General features: G+C 44.1%; 18 protein-coding genes. 10 read left to right on the top strand and 8 right to left on the bottom strand.

All coding sequences use genetic code 11. The annotated features are described in order from the left end of the window. Positions 1 to 49: 49 nt before the first annotated feature. From AB4407_RS12665 to AB4407_RS12650, 4 genes are all read left to right on the top strand, one after another. A complete protein-coding gene (locus AB4407_RS12665) occupies positions 50 to 727 on the top strand; it encodes a tellurite resistance TerB family protein (protein WP_372120797.1) in 678 nt (225 codons plus the stop codon). 205 nt (positions 728 to 932) lie between these two features. Next, positions 933 to 1136 carry a YaeP family protein gene (locus tag AB4407_RS12660; RefSeq protein ID WP_102435085.1) on the top strand — a complete coding sequence of 68 codons (204 nt, stop codon included), beginning with the start codon at positions 933 to 935 and terminating at the stop codon, positions 1134 to 1136. A 1-nt stretch (position 1137) separates the two neighbouring features. Then, entirely contained in the window at positions 1138 to 1329 is a 192-nt protein-coding gene (locus tag AB4407_RS12655; protein WP_009847437.1) for a DUF4250 domain-containing protein, read from the top strand. 231 nt (positions 1330 to 1560) lie between these two features. Beyond that, positions 1561 to 1887: a hypothetical protein gene (locus AB4407_RS12650; RefSeq protein ID WP_372120796.1), complete on the top strand. Its 327-nt coding sequence runs from the start codon at positions 1561 to 1563 to the stop codon at positions 1885 to 1887. Between the two features lie 375 nt (positions 1888 to 2262). Here AB4407_RS12650 and glyA read toward each other — a convergent pair whose 3' ends face one another. Next, positions 2263 to 3513 carry a serine hydroxymethyltransferase gene (gene glyA, locus AB4407_RS12645; RefSeq protein ID WP_009847439.1) on the bottom strand — a complete coding sequence of 417 codons (1251 nt, stop codon included), beginning with the start codon at positions 3511 to 3513 and terminating at the stop codon, positions 2263 to 2265. Positions 3514 to 3860: 347 nt separating this feature from the next. On the opposite strand from glyA, the gene AB4407_RS12640 reads away from it, so the two are divergent. Beyond that, entirely contained in the window at positions 3861 to 4463 is a 603-nt protein-coding gene (locus tag AB4407_RS12640; protein WP_372120795.1) for a YitT family protein, read from the top strand. A 181-nt stretch (positions 4464 to 4644) separates the two neighbouring features. On the opposite strand, the gene treC is transcribed toward AB4407_RS12640, so the two are convergent. The 5 genes from treC to gmhB all read right to left on the bottom strand — a co-directional run bounded on the left by treC (position 4645) and on the right by gmhB (position 10137). Beyond that, positions 4645 to 6330 (bottom strand): alpha,alpha-phosphotrehalase, encoded by a 1686-nt coding sequence (treC, locus tag AB4407_RS12635; protein ID WP_372120793.1) that lies wholly within the window; start codon positions 6328 to 6330, stop codon positions 4645 to 4647. A gap of 139 nt (positions 6331 to 6469) precedes the next feature. After that, entirely contained in the window at positions 6470 to 7894 is a 1425-nt protein-coding gene (treB, locus tag AB4407_RS12630) for a PTS trehalose transporter subunit IIBC (RefSeq protein ID WP_372120792.1), read from the bottom strand. A 204-nt stretch (positions 7895 to 8098) separates the two neighbouring features. Next, complete coding sequence (gene treR / locus AB4407_RS12625) at positions 8099 to 9043, bottom strand: trehalose operon repressor TreR (RefSeq protein ID WP_372120791.1); 945 nt, start codon at positions 9041 to 9043, stop codon at positions 8099 to 8101. Positions 9044 to 9133: 90 nt separating this feature from the next. Beyond that, entirely contained in the window at positions 9134 to 9475 is a 342-nt protein-coding gene (locus tag AB4407_RS12620) for an MliC family protein (RefSeq protein ID WP_372120790.1), read from the bottom strand. Between the two features lie 77 nt (positions 9476 to 9552). After that, positions 9553 to 10137 (bottom strand): D-glycero-beta-D-manno-heptose 1,7-bisphosphate 7-phosphatase, encoded by a 585-nt coding sequence (gmhB, locus tag AB4407_RS12615; protein ID WP_372120789.1) that lies wholly within the window; start codon positions 10135 to 10137, stop codon positions 9553 to 9555. 207 nt (positions 10138 to 10344) lie between these two features. Here gmhB and metN point away from each other — a divergent pair, with 207 nt between their 5' ends. From metN to AB4407_RS12600, 3 genes are all read left to right on the top strand, one after another. Then, complete coding sequence (gene metN, locus AB4407_RS12610) at positions 10345 to 11379, top strand: methionine ABC transporter ATP-binding protein MetN (protein ID WP_372120788.1); 1035 nt, start codon at positions 10345 to 10347, stop codon at positions 11377 to 11379. Continuing rightward, complete coding sequence (locus AB4407_RS12605; RefSeq protein WP_372120787.1) at positions 11369 to 12052, top strand: methionine ABC transporter permease; 684 nt, start codon at positions 11369 to 11371, stop codon at positions 12050 to 12052. Before metN ends, AB4407_RS12605 begins: the two co-directional genes overlap by 11 nt. A gap of 110 nt (positions 12053 to 12162) precedes the next feature. Beyond that, entirely contained in the window at positions 12163 to 12972 is an 810-nt protein-coding gene (locus AB4407_RS12600) for a MetQ/NlpA family lipoprotein (protein ID WP_372120786.1), read from the top strand. A gap of 117 nt (positions 12973 to 13089) precedes the next feature. On the opposite strand, the gene AB4407_RS12595 is transcribed toward AB4407_RS12600, so the two are convergent. Together AB4407_RS12595 and syd are read right to left on the bottom strand one after the other, a co-directional pair. Further along, a complete protein-coding gene (locus tag AB4407_RS12595) occupies positions 13090 to 13866 on the bottom strand; it encodes a Zn-ribbon-containing protein (protein WP_012604630.1) in 777 nt (258 codons plus the stop codon). 4 nt (positions 13867 to 13870) lie between these two features. Continuing rightward, on the bottom strand, positions 13871 to 14416 hold the full coding sequence (syd, locus tag AB4407_RS12590; RefSeq protein ID WP_372120784.1) for a SecY-interacting protein: 546 nt from the start codon (positions 14414 to 14416) through the stop codon (positions 13871 to 13873). Positions 14417 to 14547: 131 nt separating this feature from the next. Here syd and queF point away from each other — a divergent pair, with 131 nt between their 5' ends. After that, positions 14548 to 15393 (top strand): NADPH-dependent 7-cyano-7-deazaguanine reductase QueF, encoded by an 846-nt coding sequence (gene queF, locus AB4407_RS12585; RefSeq protein WP_372120783.1) that lies wholly within the window; start codon positions 14548 to 14550, stop codon positions 15391 to 15393. 55 nt (positions 15394 to 15448) lie between these two features. Then, the gene (locus AB4407_RS12580) at positions 15449 to 17707 is read left to right on the top strand and encodes a tetratricopeptide repeat protein (protein ID WP_372120782.1); all 2259 of its coding nucleotides are present in this window, start codon (positions 15449 to 15451) and stop codon (positions 17705 to 17707) included. Positions 17708 to 17746 lie beyond the last annotated feature (39 nt).

The raw sequence follows: 17746 nt of genomic DNA, 5'->3' as shown, positions 1-17746 counted from the left end.
CACTTACTTACTGTGATTGGTATTAGACACGATTACATTGGAGGTATCGATGGATATCAAAAGCTTACTTAACCAAGCCCTTAAGTCAGATCTCGTTAAACAAGGTACTCAGAAGCTTTCCCAAGGCTCTTCAAGTTTAAGTGGCCTAACTAGTAAGAGTATCAACAAAAGCACGCTCGGAGCCTTCAGCGCAGGCGCAGTGGGCGGCGGACTCTTAGGTGCGTTAATGGGCTCTAAGAAAACCAAGAAAATGGGTAAGAAAGCCGCTGGTATTGGTGGCGCAGCGGCACTTGGCGCACTCGCTTACAAGGTCTATAACGACTATCAGTCTAAACAAGGCCAAACACCGAATGCCGAACAAGCTCAATTTGATGAGAACGACTCAAACCATAGTGTGCTGATTCTAAGATCGATGATTGCCGCATCCAAAGCCGATGGCCATGTCGATGAAGAAGAAATGGCTAAGATTGAACAAGCCGTCGAGAACATGGGCGCCGATTATCAGCTGACCAAATTGGTGTCTGAAGAACTGCACAAGCCACTCGACCCAAGTGAAATAGCTCAGTTAGCAACGTCACCTCAACAAGCCAGTGAGATCTACTTAGCCTCTTTGATTGTAGCGGATGAGCAGAACTTTATGGAAAAGGCTTACCTCAAAGAGTTAGCAAAGCAGCTCAACTTAGCTGATGAGGTCACTTATCAGCTTGAACAGCAGATCTCTAGTTAAGCGGTAATTATCAGGCACATCAGTAAATATCACACTAAGCAGTAATATCCAACTAAGTAACAAGTTAGTAAAGTGATACATTGAGCATCAACAGAATGAGATATTGAGCAAGAACAAACTAACTCTGAACTTAGTCAGATCCACTTTGTTTTTGCTTATCTCTATGTGTATATTGAGAGCAGTTATCATTTGGTTAGGTATAAAAATGAAAGTATACGATTGTTGTGATTTGGTGCGTGAACTGTATTCTCAAATTGGCAGTGGCGACCAAGGCTATATCCCTAAAGCGATTACCTGCGCGGTAAAAACCTTGAACGACCTTGCTGCAGATGAGTCTCTTCCTAAAGAAGCAAGAGATAGCGCTGCATTTGCCGCCGCGAACCTACTGATCTCAGATTTCGAGGACTAATATGAACCTCGCTAACTTTGAAAAGATGGATCCTGTGATGTTGATGAGCATCGTCAACATGAAGCTGCGTGACGACTTCGGTGGTGATTTAGATCGAGTCGTAAATTTCTATGAAATCGACAAAGCTGCATTGACCGCAAAACTTGCGTCTGCTGGTTTTGAATTCCTTCCGGAAGCCAAACAGTTTAGATAGTCATTTAGAACACACTTAATTTTAAAGACCAACCTCTGTGTTTGGTCTTTTTTGTTTGAGGTACGTAATAGGCCAAGACCAATAAACTTATTAGAAATTATCTTTTTGCGCCTATACTTTTATATCCTAGAGTCAACTAACGCGCCTTGAACCAAAGCGTGTTGTTGTATAGGCTACTCCAAACAACATATAAAACTCATCACCAAATTCGATGATATCGAAGGACTAACAATGAAAAGACTCGGACTTTTAGCCGCTATCGCAGCCGTATTTACCACAGGTTGTGCTTCAAATACTCAACAAGACAACTTCCGTGAAGCCTCTTTTGAACTGTGTAATACTGAAGTCGATATCTACTCTGTAAGCCACGATGAAAGAGTACGTATCGTCTGCTCTGATGGCTCTAAATTTGCCTTAAACAGTGAAGATACGCTAGAGATTATGCGCGATATCAACATCGACTATTGTGATGGCGAAGGCTTAGGTAAATTCAACGAAAGCCGTCACTACTACTCTTTCAAGTGTAAGTCAGGCACCCTACTTAGCATTAAAAAGTAGAAACTACACAAGAAAGCGATAAAGAAAAAAAGGGTTGATGTGAAAGCATCAACCCTTTTTAGTACCTGCCTTTCTGTATTCTCAGATAACCTAACTCTCATGCCTACAGATACAAAAAAGTCCCCAATACAGGAGCCCTTCAAATCATTTTTCAAAGTAGTCGTTTGAAATTCTAGGAGAGCACGCGGAGCTTACGAATGTAAGTGAGCATGCTCGACAACGACTTTATTACTTACGAATACCAAAAAGGCCCCAAAGGGACCTTTTAAACTCTTTTTCAAAGTAGATGAACGAAGTTTAAGGAGCTCACACGGAGTTTGCGCTAGCAAATGAGTATGTGCGACACAGAAATTCGTTCACTCTACGAAGAAAAAATTAAGCGTAAACCGGTAGACGCTTACAGATATTTAGTACTTTCGCTTTAGTTGCTTCGATAACAGACTCATCGCCCATGTTATCAAGGATGTCACACATCCAACCTGCTAGCTCTTTCGCGTCTGCTTCTGAGAAACCGCGACGAGTGATAGAAGGAGAACCGATACGGATACCAGAAGTAACGAACGGGCTACGTGGATCGTTTGGTACTGAGTTCTTGTTAACTGTGATGTTAGCTGAACCTAGTGCTGCATCTGCTTCTTTACCTGTGATGTCTTTGTCGATTAGGTCAACTAGGAACAGGTGGTTCTCTGTAGAACCTGAAACGATGTTGTAACCGCGTGCAAGGAATTCAGCAACCATTGCTTTTGCGTTAGCAACTACGCGAGCTTGGTATTCTTTAAACTCTGGTTCTAGAGCTTCTTTGAACGCTACTGCTTTACCAGCAATAACGTGCATTAGAGGGCCGCCTTGGCCGCCTGGGAATACTGCTGAGTTTAGCTTCTTGTAAAGATCTTCGCCTTCGTTAGAAAGGATAAGACCACCACGAGGACCAGCAAGCGTTTTGTGCGTTGTTGTTGTAACAACGTGAGCGTGTGGAACTGGGTTAGGGTAAACGCCTGCAGCGATTAGACCAGCAACGTGAGCCATATCAACGAAGAAGTAAGCACCTACTTTGTCAGCGATTTCACGCATGCGCGCCCAATCACAAACTTGAGAGTAAGCAGAGAAACCACCGATGATCATCTTAGGCTTGTGCTCGATAGCTAGCGCTTCCATCTCTTCGTAATCGATTTGACCTGCTTCATCGATACCGTAAGGGATGATGTTGTAAAGCTTGCCAGAGAAGTTTACTGGAGAACCGTGAGTTAGGTGACCACCGTGCGCTAGGCTCATACCTAGAACAGTATCGCCAGCATTCAGCAGTGCCATGTATACAGCGTTGTTTGCTTGAGAACCTGAGTGAGGTTGTACGTTCGCGTATTGAGCGCCAAACAGTTCACATGCACGTTCGATTGCTAGAGTTTCAACTTTATCTACGAACTCACAACCACCGTAGTAACGCTTACCAGGGTAGCCTTCAGCGTATTTGTTTGTAAGTTGAGAACCTTGAGCTTCCATTACACGTGGGCTTGTGTAGTTTTCTGAAGCGATAAGTTCGATGTGCTCTTCCTGACGAAGAGTTTCTTCTTGGATAGCTGCGAATAGGTCCGCATCGTAATCAGCAATGTTCATGTCACGCTTAAGCATCTGTATCTCCTGACTCAGATTGTACTGAAAGTTTCAAAAAAACCACACAATGACCGAGAGCAAACGTTTCCGTCACCGTTTTGATGTGACGCATTCTACATAATTTGATCTAGGTCATAAAGAGCTAATTGCAATTTTATCATGTAGTTTTTTCATAATCACATATAAGATTCATCATGGTTATTAAGCTTATCCAACCAAAGATGACGCTTACTGTCAATTTTACGCTTTACACCCTGTAAAACGCAGATTACATAGGTTTACCTTAATTTTGCCCCTCAAGCTACCGAAAGCTAAGGTTTTTATCTACTATGCACGCCTCTATTGGTTAGGTAATTATAAAAACGATGGAAAAACACTCACGTAAAGAAGATTGGGTAGCCATTCTTACTGGCACGTTTTTAGTGGCGTTAGGCGTCTTCTTTTTACAGTCAGCGAACCTGCTTACTGGTGGTACTACTGGCTTGGCTCTGCTTTTGAGTCAATTCTTACCTGTAACCTTTGGTATTTTGTACTTTGTTGCCAACTGTCCATTCTATTTATTAGCGTGGAAACGATTTGGCCGTCGCTTTGCCATTAGCAGTGCCATTGCTGGTGCGTTAGTCTCTGTGTTTGCCGACCATTTATACCTAGTAATCTCACTAGAAGTTCATAACGAGATCTATTGTGCTGTTGCCGGTGGCTTATTAATGGGCTTAGGTATGCTAATACTATTCCGTCATCGCTCAAGCTTGGGTGGCTTCAACGTATTATGTTTGTTCATCCAAGACCGCTACGGCATCTCTGTAGGCAAAACTCAGATGGGCATTGATGCTTGTATTCTGTTTGCGTCATGCTTCTTCGTATCACCTTGGGTAATTGCCGTTTCTGTATTAGGTACTGCGGTACTAAATATCGTGCTTGCAATGAATCACAAGCCAACTCGTTACTCGGTGAATTACGCGTCTTAGCGCTTATACCTGCTCTGTGTTGCTAATATCTGCGGCTTTAGCTTCTCAACTATGCTGGCAAAAACACGATGACCAAGACATCACTAAAACAAAAAGGCTTTGGGAAGCACTCCAAAGCCTTTGTTGAAACCTAAATCTTTAGGGGGAACTAAGAATAAGGTTTATTGAAGTAGCAACGAGGCTAATCTTCAATCAAGAGAATACGAGTCTCGTAAGGACGTAAGACTTGATGATGTAATGCTACTGAAGCGTTCGCTTCTTGATAGTTAGACAACAGGCTCTTCGCTTTACTCATATCAAAACGTTCCGGTAAAACGCATTCCACCTCTTCACCATAATAGTTGTTAACACACAGCAAAGTTTGCCTTTCGTTCTCACGTGCATACGCAAAAATGGATGAGTGCTCAGGCAATAGATCTTGATAGCTGCCATCCGTAATCACTGGCACTTGTTTACGCAACTCAATCAAACTCTTGTAGAAATAGAACACAGAGTCTTTATCTTCCAACGCTTGCTCGGTGTTGATTTCAGTGTAGTTATTCGCAACATCAAGCCATGGCTGAGCTTGTGAGAAGCCTGCATGCGCTTCGTTGTTCCATTGCATCGGCGTGCGAGAGTTATCACGAGATTTCTGCGCCAGAATCGCCATCATATCTTGATGCGCCACACCATCACGGTTAACCATGATGTCATACATGTTGGTGCTCTCGACATCGCGATATTGGCCGATCTCGGTGTAACCTGGGTTGGTCATGCCAATCTCTTCACCTTGATAGATATACGGCGTGCCTTGCATCATATGTACAGACGCAGCCAGCATCTTGGCCGACTCAACACGATACAGCTGATCATCACCTAAGCGGCTCACCACTCGCGGTTGGTCGTGATTACACCAAAATAGCGCTCCCCACCCTTTGCCGTTCAAACCCGTTTGCCAGTGGTTAAAGATTGACTTGAGCTGTAAGAAATTGAAGGGAGCATTGGTCCACTTCTCACCATTGGTGTAATCGACCTTAAGGTGGTGGAAGTTAAACACCATTGATAGCTCGCTGTTATCAACGTTTGAGTATTGCTGACAATGTTCCAACGTGGTTGAAGACATCTCACCCACAGTCACGCTGCCGTATTTCTGAAATACCGCTTCGCTGATCTCTTTCAGGTATTCGTGCACACGTGGGCCATCGGTATAGAAACGGCGACCATCACCAATATCATCGTTAGGAAAGTCTTGCTGCTTTGAAATCAGGTTGATGACATCTAAGCGGAAGCCATCAACGCCCTTCTCAGCCCAGAAGCTGATGACATCTTTCACTTCTTCACGTACAACCGGATTCTCCCAGTTGAGGTCAGCTTGTTCTTTGGCAAATAAATGCAGGAAATATTGCCCAGTGGCTTCATCCATTTCCCATGCATTACCACCGAACTTAGATTGCCAGTTAGTTGGTGCTTGACCGTTCACTGGGTCTTTCCAGATGTAGTAATCGCGGTATGGGCTGTTTTTGTCACCCAAGGCAGATTGAAACCATGCATGCTCGGTTGAAGTATGGTTTACCACGATATCCATCACGATACGGATGCCACGTTGGTGGGCTTCAGACAGTAACAGGTCGAAGTCTTCTATGGTGCCGAATTGAGGGTTAATCGCGTAGTAGTCTGAGATATCGTAACCATTGTCGATCATGGGTGACGCGTAAATCGGGGTTAGCCAAATCGCATCCACGCTCAAATGTTTGAGGTAATCCAGTTTCGAAATGATCCCTTTGATATCGCCAGTACCCTTACTGCCACTGTCGCAGAAGCTCTTTGGGTAGATTTGATAGATGGTTGCGGTTTTCCACCAACTTTCATCATGCTCAGTCATCGCCATCTCTAACACTCACTTACCAGAAAATATAAAATAAAAATCACCATGCAAATCATGGTCGAATAGCCGTTATAACTAAAAGAAAAGCTATAACTAAGAGAAAAAGCGATGACTCACTTGAAGTCATCGCTTGCTAAATGCATTACGCGTTGGCGGTTTCTAGTTCGCCTTTCATCTGTGCTCGTTTATAGAAGAACAATGTCAGCGTTATCGGCAGTACAATCGCCACCAGCATCGCGACTAAGTAAATCGACCAATATTGAGGTTGAATAGATAAGATACCCGGCAAGCCACCAACACCGATACCATTCGCCATCACACCTGCGCTACCACAGATTGCGGCAGCAACAGCACTACCAATCATTGCGCTCAGCATTGGGAATTTGTATTTAAGGTTGATGCCGTACATCGCAGGCTCTGTCACACCTAAGTAGGCTGAGATTGCTGCAGGTACTGAAATGTCTCGCTCACCTTCACGCTTACTTAAGATAATGATGCCGACAACCGCTGAAGCTTGTGCGATATTTGATAGCGCAATCAAAGGCCAGATTGGCGTGCCACCTAAGTCTTGCATCAGTTGTAGGTCAACGGCGTTGGTTGTGTGGTGAATACCCGTAATAACCAAAGGTGCGTAAAGGAAGCCAAAGACCACTGAACCAAGAATCGCGAAATCACCTGTCATTGCCACTTTAGCCGCGAATGCCACACCATCGCCTAGCATACGACCGAATGGGCCAATGAAAGCGTGCGCTAGAATCACAGACAATATGATCGAGACAAATGGCACAACAACGAGGTACAGATAAGAAGGAACAATGCGCTTAAGGTTGGTCTCAATGAAGGCCAGAGCCACGCCCGCTAACATCGCAGGGATCACCTGAGCTTGATAACCGACTTTCTCAATCACGAACAAACCAAAGTCCCACACCTCAGGTACCGATTTACCTATCATGTAAGCGTTCATCAATTGTGGGGAAACTAAGGTCACACCGAGCGTGATGCCCAAAATAGGGGTTCCACCAAGCTTCTTAACCGTTGCCCAACACACACCAACAGGTAGGAAGAAGAAGATCGCTTCGCCAATCAACCACAAGAAAGAATGAACGGTAGCCCAGAATTGGCTTATCTCAACCAAGGTTTTGCCGTCGAACATGCGAATGTCGCCAATCACATTACGGAAACCAAGAATCAAACCACCCGTAATAATGGCAGGTAGCAGTGGTACGAAAATTTCGGCTAAATGGGAGATACCACGCTCAAGGAAGTTCATGTTCTGGCGAGCCGCCAGTTTCGCCTCATCTTTTGATGATGCATCTTTACCCGTTTGCTCAATAAGAAGTGCGTACACCTCATCAACCTCGGTGCCAATAACCACTTGGAATTGACCTGCGTTAGTAAAGCAACCTTTTACCAGCTTAAGCTTCTCTAATTCTGCTTTGTTCGCTTTTTCTGTATCATTCAATACAAAACGCAGTCGAGTCAGACAATGGCTGACACTCGCAATATTCTCTTTGCCACCGACTAACTCGATAAGACGCGCAACGTCTTGCTTCGCTATCTCACTCATACTACCCCACCCTGGTTTCATTCAATTACTCACCTAAACCATGCAGCGATAGCCACTCGGATTTAGATTAATGGGAACATTCCCATCCGCCGTTATTATAATGCCCACATGAATGATAAATTAAAATGGGAACAGTCCCATTAATTGAAAGAGATCACACTCTAATTTTAATCTAAGCGGTTCAATTTCGCTTGATTGAGTGGATTATAGAATCGGAGATTGAGTGTGATGAGAGATCTCTGAATTGCCTAAAAGCTGAGAGATCAATAAATTAGCCGCCAACCTACCTGCAGATTGATAGCCTGGATCAATACTAAATACGCGAGGGAACAAGAAAGAGAGAAGATCATTGCCACCAACGCCTGTTACAACCACATCTTCACGTTGTAGTTCTTGTAGACGCTTGATTACGCCAAGAGCCAATGTGTCACTGGCACACACAATCGCTTGAGTTGTAGGAGTCAGTACCTCATCCACCAGCTGATAAGCGCTTTCATGATGAAGTTGGCCAGTGCGATAGTTCGCAATCACTCCAGTGCTTTCACACCAATCGAGGTAAGCCTTAAGACGCAACTCACCGGTTGATTTATCGCTAGGATCAACACCAATAAAACCGACATCTAAGATACCCTGATCCGATAGATGCGCTAACGCACTATTGATAACCTGTTGGTTATCATAGTTAATCGATGTCACGTTCTCTGTATCCAGAGCAATCACCACCGCTTTGTGTTCCCAAGCTTCAATCGCAGGAATATCACAGTCAGTAAAACCGAATACAATGATGCCATCCACATTGCGACGCTTGAGAACCTGCAGATGCTCATTGGCTTTTTCTCTATCTAGCTGGCTTTCCATGATCACGACATCGTAATCCGCTCGATACAACTCGGCCAGCATCGTACTTACCGCTTTGTTTTCAGAAGGAGAGTCCAGACGAGAGATGATGACACCGATGACTTTTTGACTGCCACCACGCATCGACTGCGCAGACTTCGAAGGCGTGTACCCTGATTCTTGAATTACTCTTTCCACCCTTTCACGGGTTTCAGGTTTTACTTTGGGATCATTGGTCAGAACGCGAGAGACGGTAGACTTACCAACACCGGACAGCTTAGCAATATCGAGAATAGTGAGTTTTTTGCTCATAAAAAGTCTGACGTTAAAGGGAAGAAATAGAAAAAAGTGAGGGCGAATCACTCACTTAACTGTTTGTAAATCCTAGTCGTTCACTATGACCTACTTTCGGCAGTTTTTATAGATAACACGACCAAGTTCTAGACGTGCATTGTCACCTTTAGTACGTAAAGTGACGCTGTTGATCAGTTCCGAAGTTCCATCATCTAAGATGTATTTCGTTCCTGAACCTGCTGGAACTTGAGTCAGACGGTATTCATTCTCAGGGAGACGTAATACCGCTTTTTCATTATCAAGGTAAGCGACTTTAAATGAAGCGTCAGACTCACATTGATAAGTCACGAATTGATTGTCCGATGTTGCGCTCTCAGTCTCAGGAGCTGCTGATTTAGAGCACCCGACTAATGCAACTGAACATAGATATGCTACTAACATAGCTTTCATACTTCGTTCCTCATCTTTATAGAGTGGGCAAATATAGTGGACAACACTCATTTGCATACTGAGCGATAGGTCTGTGTTTAGCCTTTCAAATATGCTGGTACATCTTTAATACTATCCAGCACGACACTTGCAAGCGCTTCACCTTTTTCAGTGACTGGCTTACCGGTTCTTACCAGTACTTTTGTGCCAACACCTGCCGCTTCTGCAGCCATCATGTCTTCAGCTTTATCGCCGATCATGACCGAGTTAGCCATATCAATCTTCAGAAAGTCACGAGCAGAAATGAACATACCTGGCTTTGGTTTACGACATTCACAATCTTGCTTGTAGTCACCAATACCGTGTTCAGCGTGGTGCGGGCAGTAATAGATGCCATCAAGCTCAACGCCGTTATCGACAAAGTTCCAATCCATCCACTGCGTCAGAGAAAGAAAACGGTCTTCACTAAACATGCCGCGAGCAATACCAGATTGGTTGGTCACTAGCACCAATAAATAACCCATATCTTTAAACGCTTTCGCCGCTTCAAACACACCATCGATGTATTCAAAGTCATGCTCATCATGTACGTAGCCGTGATCAATGTTAATCACACCATCACGATCTAAAAAAACAGCAGGTTTAGACAAAATTTTGTTCTCTATCAACTCTCTATTAATCATTAATTATTACACGCTTTATTTGCTTCATCACTATCTATTTAGTTTTGCGTTCGTTAACGATTTGTTTCTAGTTTAACTTCGCAACTCGCGTTTAGCCGTCTAGACGTAAAAATATCTATTGACTTAGATCATAGAACACCATAGCATCATCTGTAAATCGAGTGAGTCATCAATATATTATTCTGTTCTACCTGCACGGGTTTCTCTATGATTAAAGTGAATCAAGTCAATAAGGTTTTTCATCAAGGCACTAAAGAAATCAATGCCTTAATTGATATCAACCTCCACATTCCTCAAGGTCAAATCTTTGGAGTCATCGGCTCTTCAGGAGCAGGCAAAAGTACCCTTATCCGTTGTGTAAACATGTTGGAAGCTCCAACGTCAGGTGAAGTGATTGTTGACGGTATCGACCTGACAAAACTCAGTAAATCAGAACTTAGCGAAGCACGCCGTAACATCGGCATGATATTCCAACACTTCAATCTGCTGTCTTCTCGTACTGTCTTTAACAACGTAGCACTGCCTTTAGAGCTTGCTGGTAGAGATAAAGCTGCGATTGAAGCGAAAGTGAGTGAGCTACTTGAGCTTGTCGGCCTATCGGATAAGCGTGATACCTACCCTGCGAACTTAAGTGGCGGTCAAAAGCAGCGTGTCGCTATTGCTCGTGCGCTAGCTTCAGACCCGAAAGTACTACTGTGTGATGAAGCGACCAGTGCTCTGGACCCAGCAACGACTCAATCTATTCTTGAGCTGCTGCGTGAAATCAACCGCAAGCTACACATCACGATCCTACTTATTACGCACGAGATGGACGTAGTGAAAAGCATTTGTCACGAAGTCGCGATCATTGGCGGTGGCGAACTAGTAGAGAAAGGCACAGTTGGCGACATCTTCGCACACCCTAAGACTGAGCTAGCGCATCAATTCATTCGTTCAACGCTGGATCTGACGATTCCTGAAGATTATCAAGCGCGTTTGCAAGAGACTCGTGTTAACAGTAGCTACCCATTAGTCCGTCTTGAGTTTACGGGTGCAACCGTTGATGCTCCACTGATGACGCAAATTGCGCGTAAATTCAATATCGATGTCAGCATCTTAAGCTCTGACCTTGATTACGCCGGCGGCGTGAAGTTCGGCATGATGGTCGCTGAGCTGTTCGGTAACGAAGCAGATGATAATGCTGCTATCCAATTCCTACGCGACAACAATGTAAAAGTAGAGGTGCTTGGTTATGTCCTTTAGTTTCAACGAGATTGCTGACTGGATCAGCCTTAATGGCAACCTTCTATTGGAAGCAACAGGCGAGACACTTTACATGGTTGCAGTTGCTGGCATCGTTGGTTTCGCTGTCGGTATTCCATTAGGCGTTATTCTACACACGACTAAAAAAGGTGGTCTGTTAGAGAACACCAAACTAAACAAAATTCTTGGTGCGGTTGTGAACGTGGGCCGTTCAGTGCCTTTCTTGGTTCTTATGGTTGCGATCATCCCTCTTACTAAGATGCTAATTGGTACCTTCATTGGTACAACTGCTGCGATTGTTCCACTGACCATTGGCGCGATCCCATTCGTAGCTCGACTTATCGAAGGTGCACTACTGGAAGTACCAACAGGTCTCGTAGAAGCTGCTCAATCAATGGGCGCAACACCAACTCAGATAATTAATAAGGTACTGCTTCCTGAAGCACTGCCTACAATCATCAACTCAGTAACGATTACGCTAGTAACTCTGGTGAGCTACTCGGCAATGGCAGGTACAGTGGGTGGCGGCGGCCTAGGTGATGTCGCGATTCGTTACGGATTCCACCGCTACGATGTAACCATTATGGCAGTGACCGTTGTTATGTTGATTGTGCTGGTACAAATTATTCAATCAATTGGTGATTCGTTAGTTCGCCGAGTTGACCACAGATAAAACCTGACTTCTTTAATGTGACGTTATTTACCCCCTATTAAAAACGTTAGCCATTAGATACATAAAAACATCGAAACCAAATTAAATAGATTTATTAAAAGGAGATTATTATGAAATTTAACCTTAAAGGTTTGCTCACTATTGCAGCAGCAGCTTCAGCGCTAGTCCTAGCAGGTTGTGGTGATAAAGAAGTGGATACTTCTAAAATCAAAGTTGGCGTAATGGCAGGTGCCGAAGCTCAAGTTGCTGAAGTTGCAGCAAAAGTAGCGAAAGAGCAATACGGCCTAGATGTTGAGCTAGTCACTTTCACAGATTACGTAACACCAAACGCAGCGCTAGATGATGGTTCTATCGACATCAACGCATTCCAACATACGCCATACCTAGATCAGCAAGTTGCTGACCGTGGCTACAAACTAACGGTTGCTGGTAACACTTTTGTTTACCCTATTGCTGGTTACTCTAAAGAAGTTAAATCGGTAGACGACATCCAAGATGGTGCTCGTATTGCTGTACCAAACGATCCAACAAACCTAGGTCGTTCTCTACTGCTTCTTGAGCAGCAAGGTCTACTTGAACTTCGTGAAGGTGCAGGTCTTCTAGCTACCGTTCGTGACATTGTTGGTAACCCTAAGAACCTAACGATTGTTGAACTAGACGCAGCTCAACTGCCACGTTCTCTTGATGATGTAACTTTATCTATCATCAACACTACTTACGCGAGCTCTATCAATCTGACTCCACAAAAAGATGGCGTATTCGTTGAAGACAAAGATTCTCCATACGTGAACCTAATCGTTTCTCGTGAAGACAACCTAAATGCAGAAAACGTACAAAACTTCGTCAAAGCATATCAAACTGAAGAAGTGTACAACGCAGCTTCTGACATCTTCCAAGGTGGCGTAGTTAAAGGTTGGTAATCAGCTTAAATAGACACTTATAGATACCGAAAGGGGCTGACTCAACGTCAGCCCCTTTTTTAATGATGAAGGTTTGCTAGAAAGTAAAAGCTTCTCAGGGTGAATCAACGAAGTCGATTACTTGAGGTGATCCCAAGAAATGTTGGATACCAGACGGCAATCATCACACTTGAAATAGAAAATATCGTGGATCGGCGCATCTAACAGCCATTCACCACCACATTGCGGACATTTGCGCTCTTTTTCATCTTTCAGGCTGATCCCTCCGACACGATATAAGTAGTAGTAAGTTGGAATCTTAGTCAGAAATTCAATGCGTCCTCTTAAACCCCAACCGCGTTTGAACAATACGCTTTTGGTATCACTGATCTCGGTTAACGTTGCGTGTTCAGCACGGCAACCACCACCCATTTGCACTTCATCACAGGCTTGCCACTCGGTCTGCCATTTCAGTACGGCTTTATGATCACCATTGAATGTCGGCGGGTTACGATATAGTGGGATCGGTAACAAGCTATCGCCACTACGCAGTGGTGAACAGGTATGCACGAACGTCGTGTACAACACTTGCCAGCTCGGCGTTTCATCTTCGGCTACTTCTTCGGAGTTAAGATCTCGGCCAAGTAGACGCATCTTAGGCGCTAATAGACTCGCCGCAGATAAGCGCTCGAAACAGACTTTGACGAAGTCTGAGTGATTACGTGGATGTAAGCTATCTTGCTCCGGACACACAACGCGAACATAGAATTCACCGTCGCCCATCACGATTGGAAACTCACGACCTAACACTTGTCCGTTATAACGAAGTGCATCCATTAAGCCATTAACCGCCTTATCGACAGCGCTTACCGTTGTGTTATCAAAACACTCAAATTGAAGTTCTAGTACGTACATCTATTTATACCGCTGGTTGTAGCTTTTCTAAAAATTCTGCCAATGTCTCGGCTAGTACATCACGATTATTGGTGCCTAAACGCTCTAGGATTACGTTACCCGTTAGGTTACAGATAGAGATAACATCCAGTTCAGCATCAGTCGCAGCAATGAAAACCGTTGGTTTTAGCTTCAAACGACGCTGAGTCACTAGGTGACCTAAGATGTTTTCTTGTAGGCATTCGAAATCTTCATCACTCCAAATCTGTAACAGAGTCAGTTCGTTACCATCAAAAGTCGCGTTCATATCCGCACTAAATTGTGCGCCGTAGAAAGTCTTGACGTCTTCATGCAGAGTCAGCTCAATACCAGTTTCAACATTGGTGAAATCAGCGAATTGCTCACGTGGATAGTGTTTCCACAACACGGCATCACCACTCTTTTCTTCTATGCATGGCGATACGATGTCCACCAACTCCTCATTACGAGGTAAGCTTTGGTGTTGCTGCTGCCACGCGTCAACGTATCGCTGACTGAAAGAAAGTAGTGCGTCTTGAGCGCGTTGAGTCATGAAAATCTCCTAAACACAAAATAATAAATAGAATCCGAGCTCTTTCCGTGCCGATTAAGCGATGACTTAATGACAGGGTAATGGGGATTCAGTAAAATCGAACCCATTCTAATCGAATTTGAAACGAAAGTATGAGCAAATATTCTGACGCAAAAGAGCTAGCGGGTTTAACCCTAGGCCAAAAAACTGAGTACTCTAACCAATACGATGCAAGTTTATTGCAACCAGTACCTCGTAGCCTTAATCGCGATGATCTTGCGCTAAACGGCGAACAGCCTTTTGTTGGTCATGATATTTGGACGATGTACGAGCTTTCGTGGCTAAACACCAACGGCTTACCACAAGTAGCTGTCGGTGAAGTGTTCATTCCTGCAACCAGCCAAAATTTGATTGAGTCAAAATCTTTCAAGCTGTACCTAAACAGCTACAACCAAACTCAGTTCGAAAGCTGGGATCAAGTCACTGAGCGTCTGACTCAAGATTTGTCAGCATGTGCAGGCGAATCTGTGATTGTGAATGTAAACTCGGTAACCGACTACACCAACCAACCTATCGTGACGATGGAAGGTGACTGTATCGACAACCAAGATATACAAATCACCAGCTATGATTTTGAAGCGTCACTACTTGAAGGCGCAGCTGGAGATCAAGAAGTAGAAGAAACTCTGCATAGTCACTTATTAAAGTCGAACTGCTTGATCACCAATCAACCAGATTGGGGCAGCGTAGAGATCGCATATTGCGGTAAGCAAATTGACCGTGAAGCTCTGCTACGCTATTTGGTTTCTTTCCGTGAGCACAATGAATTCCACGAACAGTGTGTTGAGCGTATCTTCACTGACATCATGAAATACTGCGCGCCATCGAAACTCACCGTGTTTGCACGTTACACGCGCCGTGGTGGTCTGGATATCAATCCATACCGTTCAACAGAACAAGATAAACCAAGCCACAACAGGCGTATGGCTCGCCAATAATAGGCTCGATACACACACTTATTGGAACCTACCTCATCTTTAAAGGGACATTGAAATGCGTTGGTTATACGTTTTTAGTCTATTCATTTTAAGCTTAAGCACATCGGTTAATGCGTCGGTTTATTCTTCGGCGCTTCTCAATGAAGCCAATAACTTGGTTGAGATAGAACCAAGCCAAGCAAAACGAATGGCCAACAGCTACCTAACGCTACGTATCCTTTCAGATCAACGCGAGAAGAGCCCTTCAGCTATTTCTCGCGAAGAGGCCGATTCTTCGATTAGAACCCCAAACAGCAGTATCGATGCGTATAAGATCTTAGCGAAAGCAGAGTTTAATCTAGGCAACATTCGTATTGCAATTCAGCACATCGACAAAGCCTCTGAGCTAGCAAAAACCTATAAGCTTGAGTATCTAAAGTTGGATCTGGAAATACTCAGAGTGCAGTTACTTTGGCTTACTGACAGAAAATCGGGCCAAGCAGAATCGGAGCTAAAACAAATCGAAGCAAGCCTTGAGTCGGTCAATAAAACCCTGCGCCTGACGGAAGGGATCACCTATCGTTTGATCATGTTGAAAGCCGAAATTGCCTCTTACAATAACAAGGTAGGTGAAGCTGAAAAGCTCTATCAAGAAGCAAAAACCTACTTAGAACAGCGTTACTCGGAAAAAGTCGCCATCGACTATCACATCGCCGTCGGCGAGTTTTATCTGACTCATAAAGAGTACAACCATGCACTATCTGAGTTATTGTACGGCTACTGGAAATCCGTTGAAGGTAACCTGAGTGCACGCTTGGCTAAAGTAAATAGCCTGCTTGCGCAACTTTTCTTTGAACGCCAAGTATTAGATAAAGCACTAGAACACCTGTCTCAAGCCGCTGATTTTTATGATAACTTTGAAAGCTCCCCCGTCTTAGCACAAGTGCTCAAGAAAATGGGTGATGTGTACTTCTTTCAAGGGAAATACAACCTTGCCCTCGTGCACTTTTTCAATGTCCTTGACCATGAGAGTACCGACCGAGACATCCACCAAGTCATTGATATTCGTTTAAGTTTATCCGCAACTTACTTACGACTTTATAACTACCCTTTAGCTGAACAATACCTAGCACGAGCCCTTGAACTTCTAGAGTATTCCGACATACCTAAGTTGGAAGGCCGCGCTGCACTCTTATCCGCAGGTTTGGCATACCACCTACAAGAAAGCGAAGATGTAATTAAACATGCGACACGTGCGCTCGAGATTTCACGTCAGGTAGAAAACACACGCCTGTCGCAACATTCCTACCAATTGCTCTCTTTAGGTTATGAGCAAGCAGGGCGTCCACAACAAGCGCTAGCAAACCTCAAGCAATACAATATCCTTGTCTCTTTAGAACAACAAAAACTCAACCGTGTTGGTGAAGACGCATTCCGCCAACAAAAAGAGTTTGCCGAGCAAACGCTCCACTATGTAGGTCAAGAACAAGAATTAGAAAAATACAAACTTGAGCACCATAAGTTCCAGAAAATATCGTTCGCCCTATTTTTGTTCAGCATTGTCTTGTTCTTCTTTGTGCTACGCCGAGGCTACATCATTCAAAACTTAGTCACGGAAATGGATTCACTGCGTACCGACCTATTTACACACTCACGCTCAAAGCTTCCAAATCTAAGAATGCTGAACGCTAAACTATCAAATTCTCTAGAACAGACCAGCCAAAACTTCGAACAATGGCAACTTGGTGAGCTGATTCATGAACCACTCAACGACCGTTTACGCTTTGTGATGATAGATTTGCCGTTCCTACGCAATATGTACACTCAGAACGGTTATAAAGCAGGTTTAGAGCTCGAAGATGCTTTCGGCGAGTTCCTTAAATCTAAGCTCGAAGGTCCTGCGCGCGTCTACCACTTCTCGGATGCGAACTTGCTTTACATCGAACCAAATGCTGACCGTGATACATCGCCTGAGGCTATGTTCAGAAAGATTCAATCTTGGATTAATCACTTCGAACCAGAGCAAAACATTAATCGAACCGTCCGCATGGGCATCGCTGACTACCCGTTCTTGCCACGCGCTTATACCGCGATTAACGACCAAGAGCTGCTCGATGTACTATTAATGTCGACCAACCTGGCACGTGAAATAAGCCTCAAAGAACGCAGTAGCCAATGGGTTTACCTTAAAGCCATCGACAATGCCCCCGCAGCGAGCCTTGCAACGGGTAACATAAGAGAGGCTTGTAAACATGCGATTAATCAAGGGTTAATAAAGATACAATCCTCACACCAGAATGAGGACAATATCAAAAAAATGCTAAAAGATGACTGATTTGCGAGCGGTTAAACGTCGTAAGTCGTGACCTTATTT

The organism is Vibrio sp. 10N.261.46.E11, assembly GCF_041472735.1.
In the GTDB taxonomy this organism is placed as follows: Bacteria; Pseudomonadota; Gammaproteobacteria; order Enterobacterales; family Vibrionaceae; genus Vibrio.
This window is presented reverse-complemented; position numbering and strand designations above follow the sequence as displayed.

Excerpts from the sequence above, each read along its gene's own strand:
- syd (WP_372120784.1), bottom strand. The coding sequence starts at position 14,416 with ATGACTCAACGCGCTCAAGACGCACTACTTTCTTTCAGTCAGCGATAC.
- AB4407_RS12595 (WP_012604630.1), bottom strand. The coding sequence starts at position 13,866 with ATGTACGTACTAGAACTTCAATTTGAGTGTTTTGATAACACAACGGTA.
- AB4407_RS12655 (WP_009847437.1), top strand. The coding sequence starts at position 1,138 with ATGAACCTCGCTAACTTTGAAAAGATGGATCCTGTGATGTTGATGAGC.
- AB4407_RS12620 (WP_372120790.1), bottom strand. The coding sequence starts at position 9,475 with ATGAAAGCTATGTTAGTAGCATATCTATGTTCAGTTGCATTAGTCGGG.
- queF (WP_372120783.1), top strand. The coding sequence starts at position 14,548 with ATGAGCAAATATTCTGACGCAAAAGAGCTAGCGGGTTTAACCCTAGGC.
- treR (WP_372120791.1), bottom strand. The coding sequence starts at position 9,043 with ATGAGCAAAAAACTCACTATTCTCGATATTGCTAAGCTGTCCGGTGTT.
- AB4407_RS12640 (WP_372120795.1), top strand. The coding sequence starts at position 3,861 with ATGGAAAAACACTCACGTAAAGAAGATTGGGTAGCCATTCTTACTGGC.
- AB4407_RS12580 (WP_372120782.1), top strand. The coding sequence starts at position 15,449 with ATGCGTTGGTTATACGTTTTTAGTCTATTCATTTTAAGCTTAAGCACA.
- metN (WP_372120788.1), top strand. The coding sequence starts at position 10,345 with ATGATTAAAGTGAATCAAGTCAATAAGGTTTTTCATCAAGGCACTAAA.
- AB4407_RS12650 (WP_372120796.1), top strand. The coding sequence starts at position 1,561 with ATGAAAAGACTCGGACTTTTAGCCGCTATCGCAGCCGTATTTACCACA.
- AB4407_RS12605 (WP_372120787.1), top strand. The coding sequence starts at position 11,369 with ATGTCCTTTAGTTTCAACGAGATTGCTGACTGGATCAGCCTTAATGGC.
- AB4407_RS12665 (WP_372120797.1), top strand. The coding sequence starts at position 50 with ATGGATATCAAAAGCTTACTTAACCAAGCCCTTAAGTCAGATCTCGTT.
- treC (WP_372120793.1), bottom strand. The coding sequence starts at position 6,330 with ATGGCGATGACTGAGCATGATGAAAGTTGGTGGAAAACCGCAACCATC.
- treB (WP_372120792.1), bottom strand. The coding sequence starts at position 7,894 with ATGAGTGAGATAGCGAAGCAAGACGTTGCGCGTCTTATCGAGTTAGTC.
- AB4407_RS12600 (WP_372120786.1), top strand. The coding sequence starts at position 12,163 with ATGAAATTTAACCTTAAAGGTTTGCTCACTATTGCAGCAGCAGCTTCA.
- glyA (WP_009847439.1), bottom strand. The coding sequence starts at position 3,513 with ATGCTTAAGCGTGACATGAACATTGCTGATTACGATGCGGACCTATTC.
- gmhB (WP_372120789.1), bottom strand. The coding sequence starts at position 10,137 with ATGATTAATAGAGAGTTGATAGAGAACAAAATTTTGTCTAAACCTGCT.
- AB4407_RS12660 (WP_102435085.1), top strand. The coding sequence starts at position 933 with ATGAAAGTATACGATTGTTGTGATTTGGTGCGTGAACTGTATTCTCAA.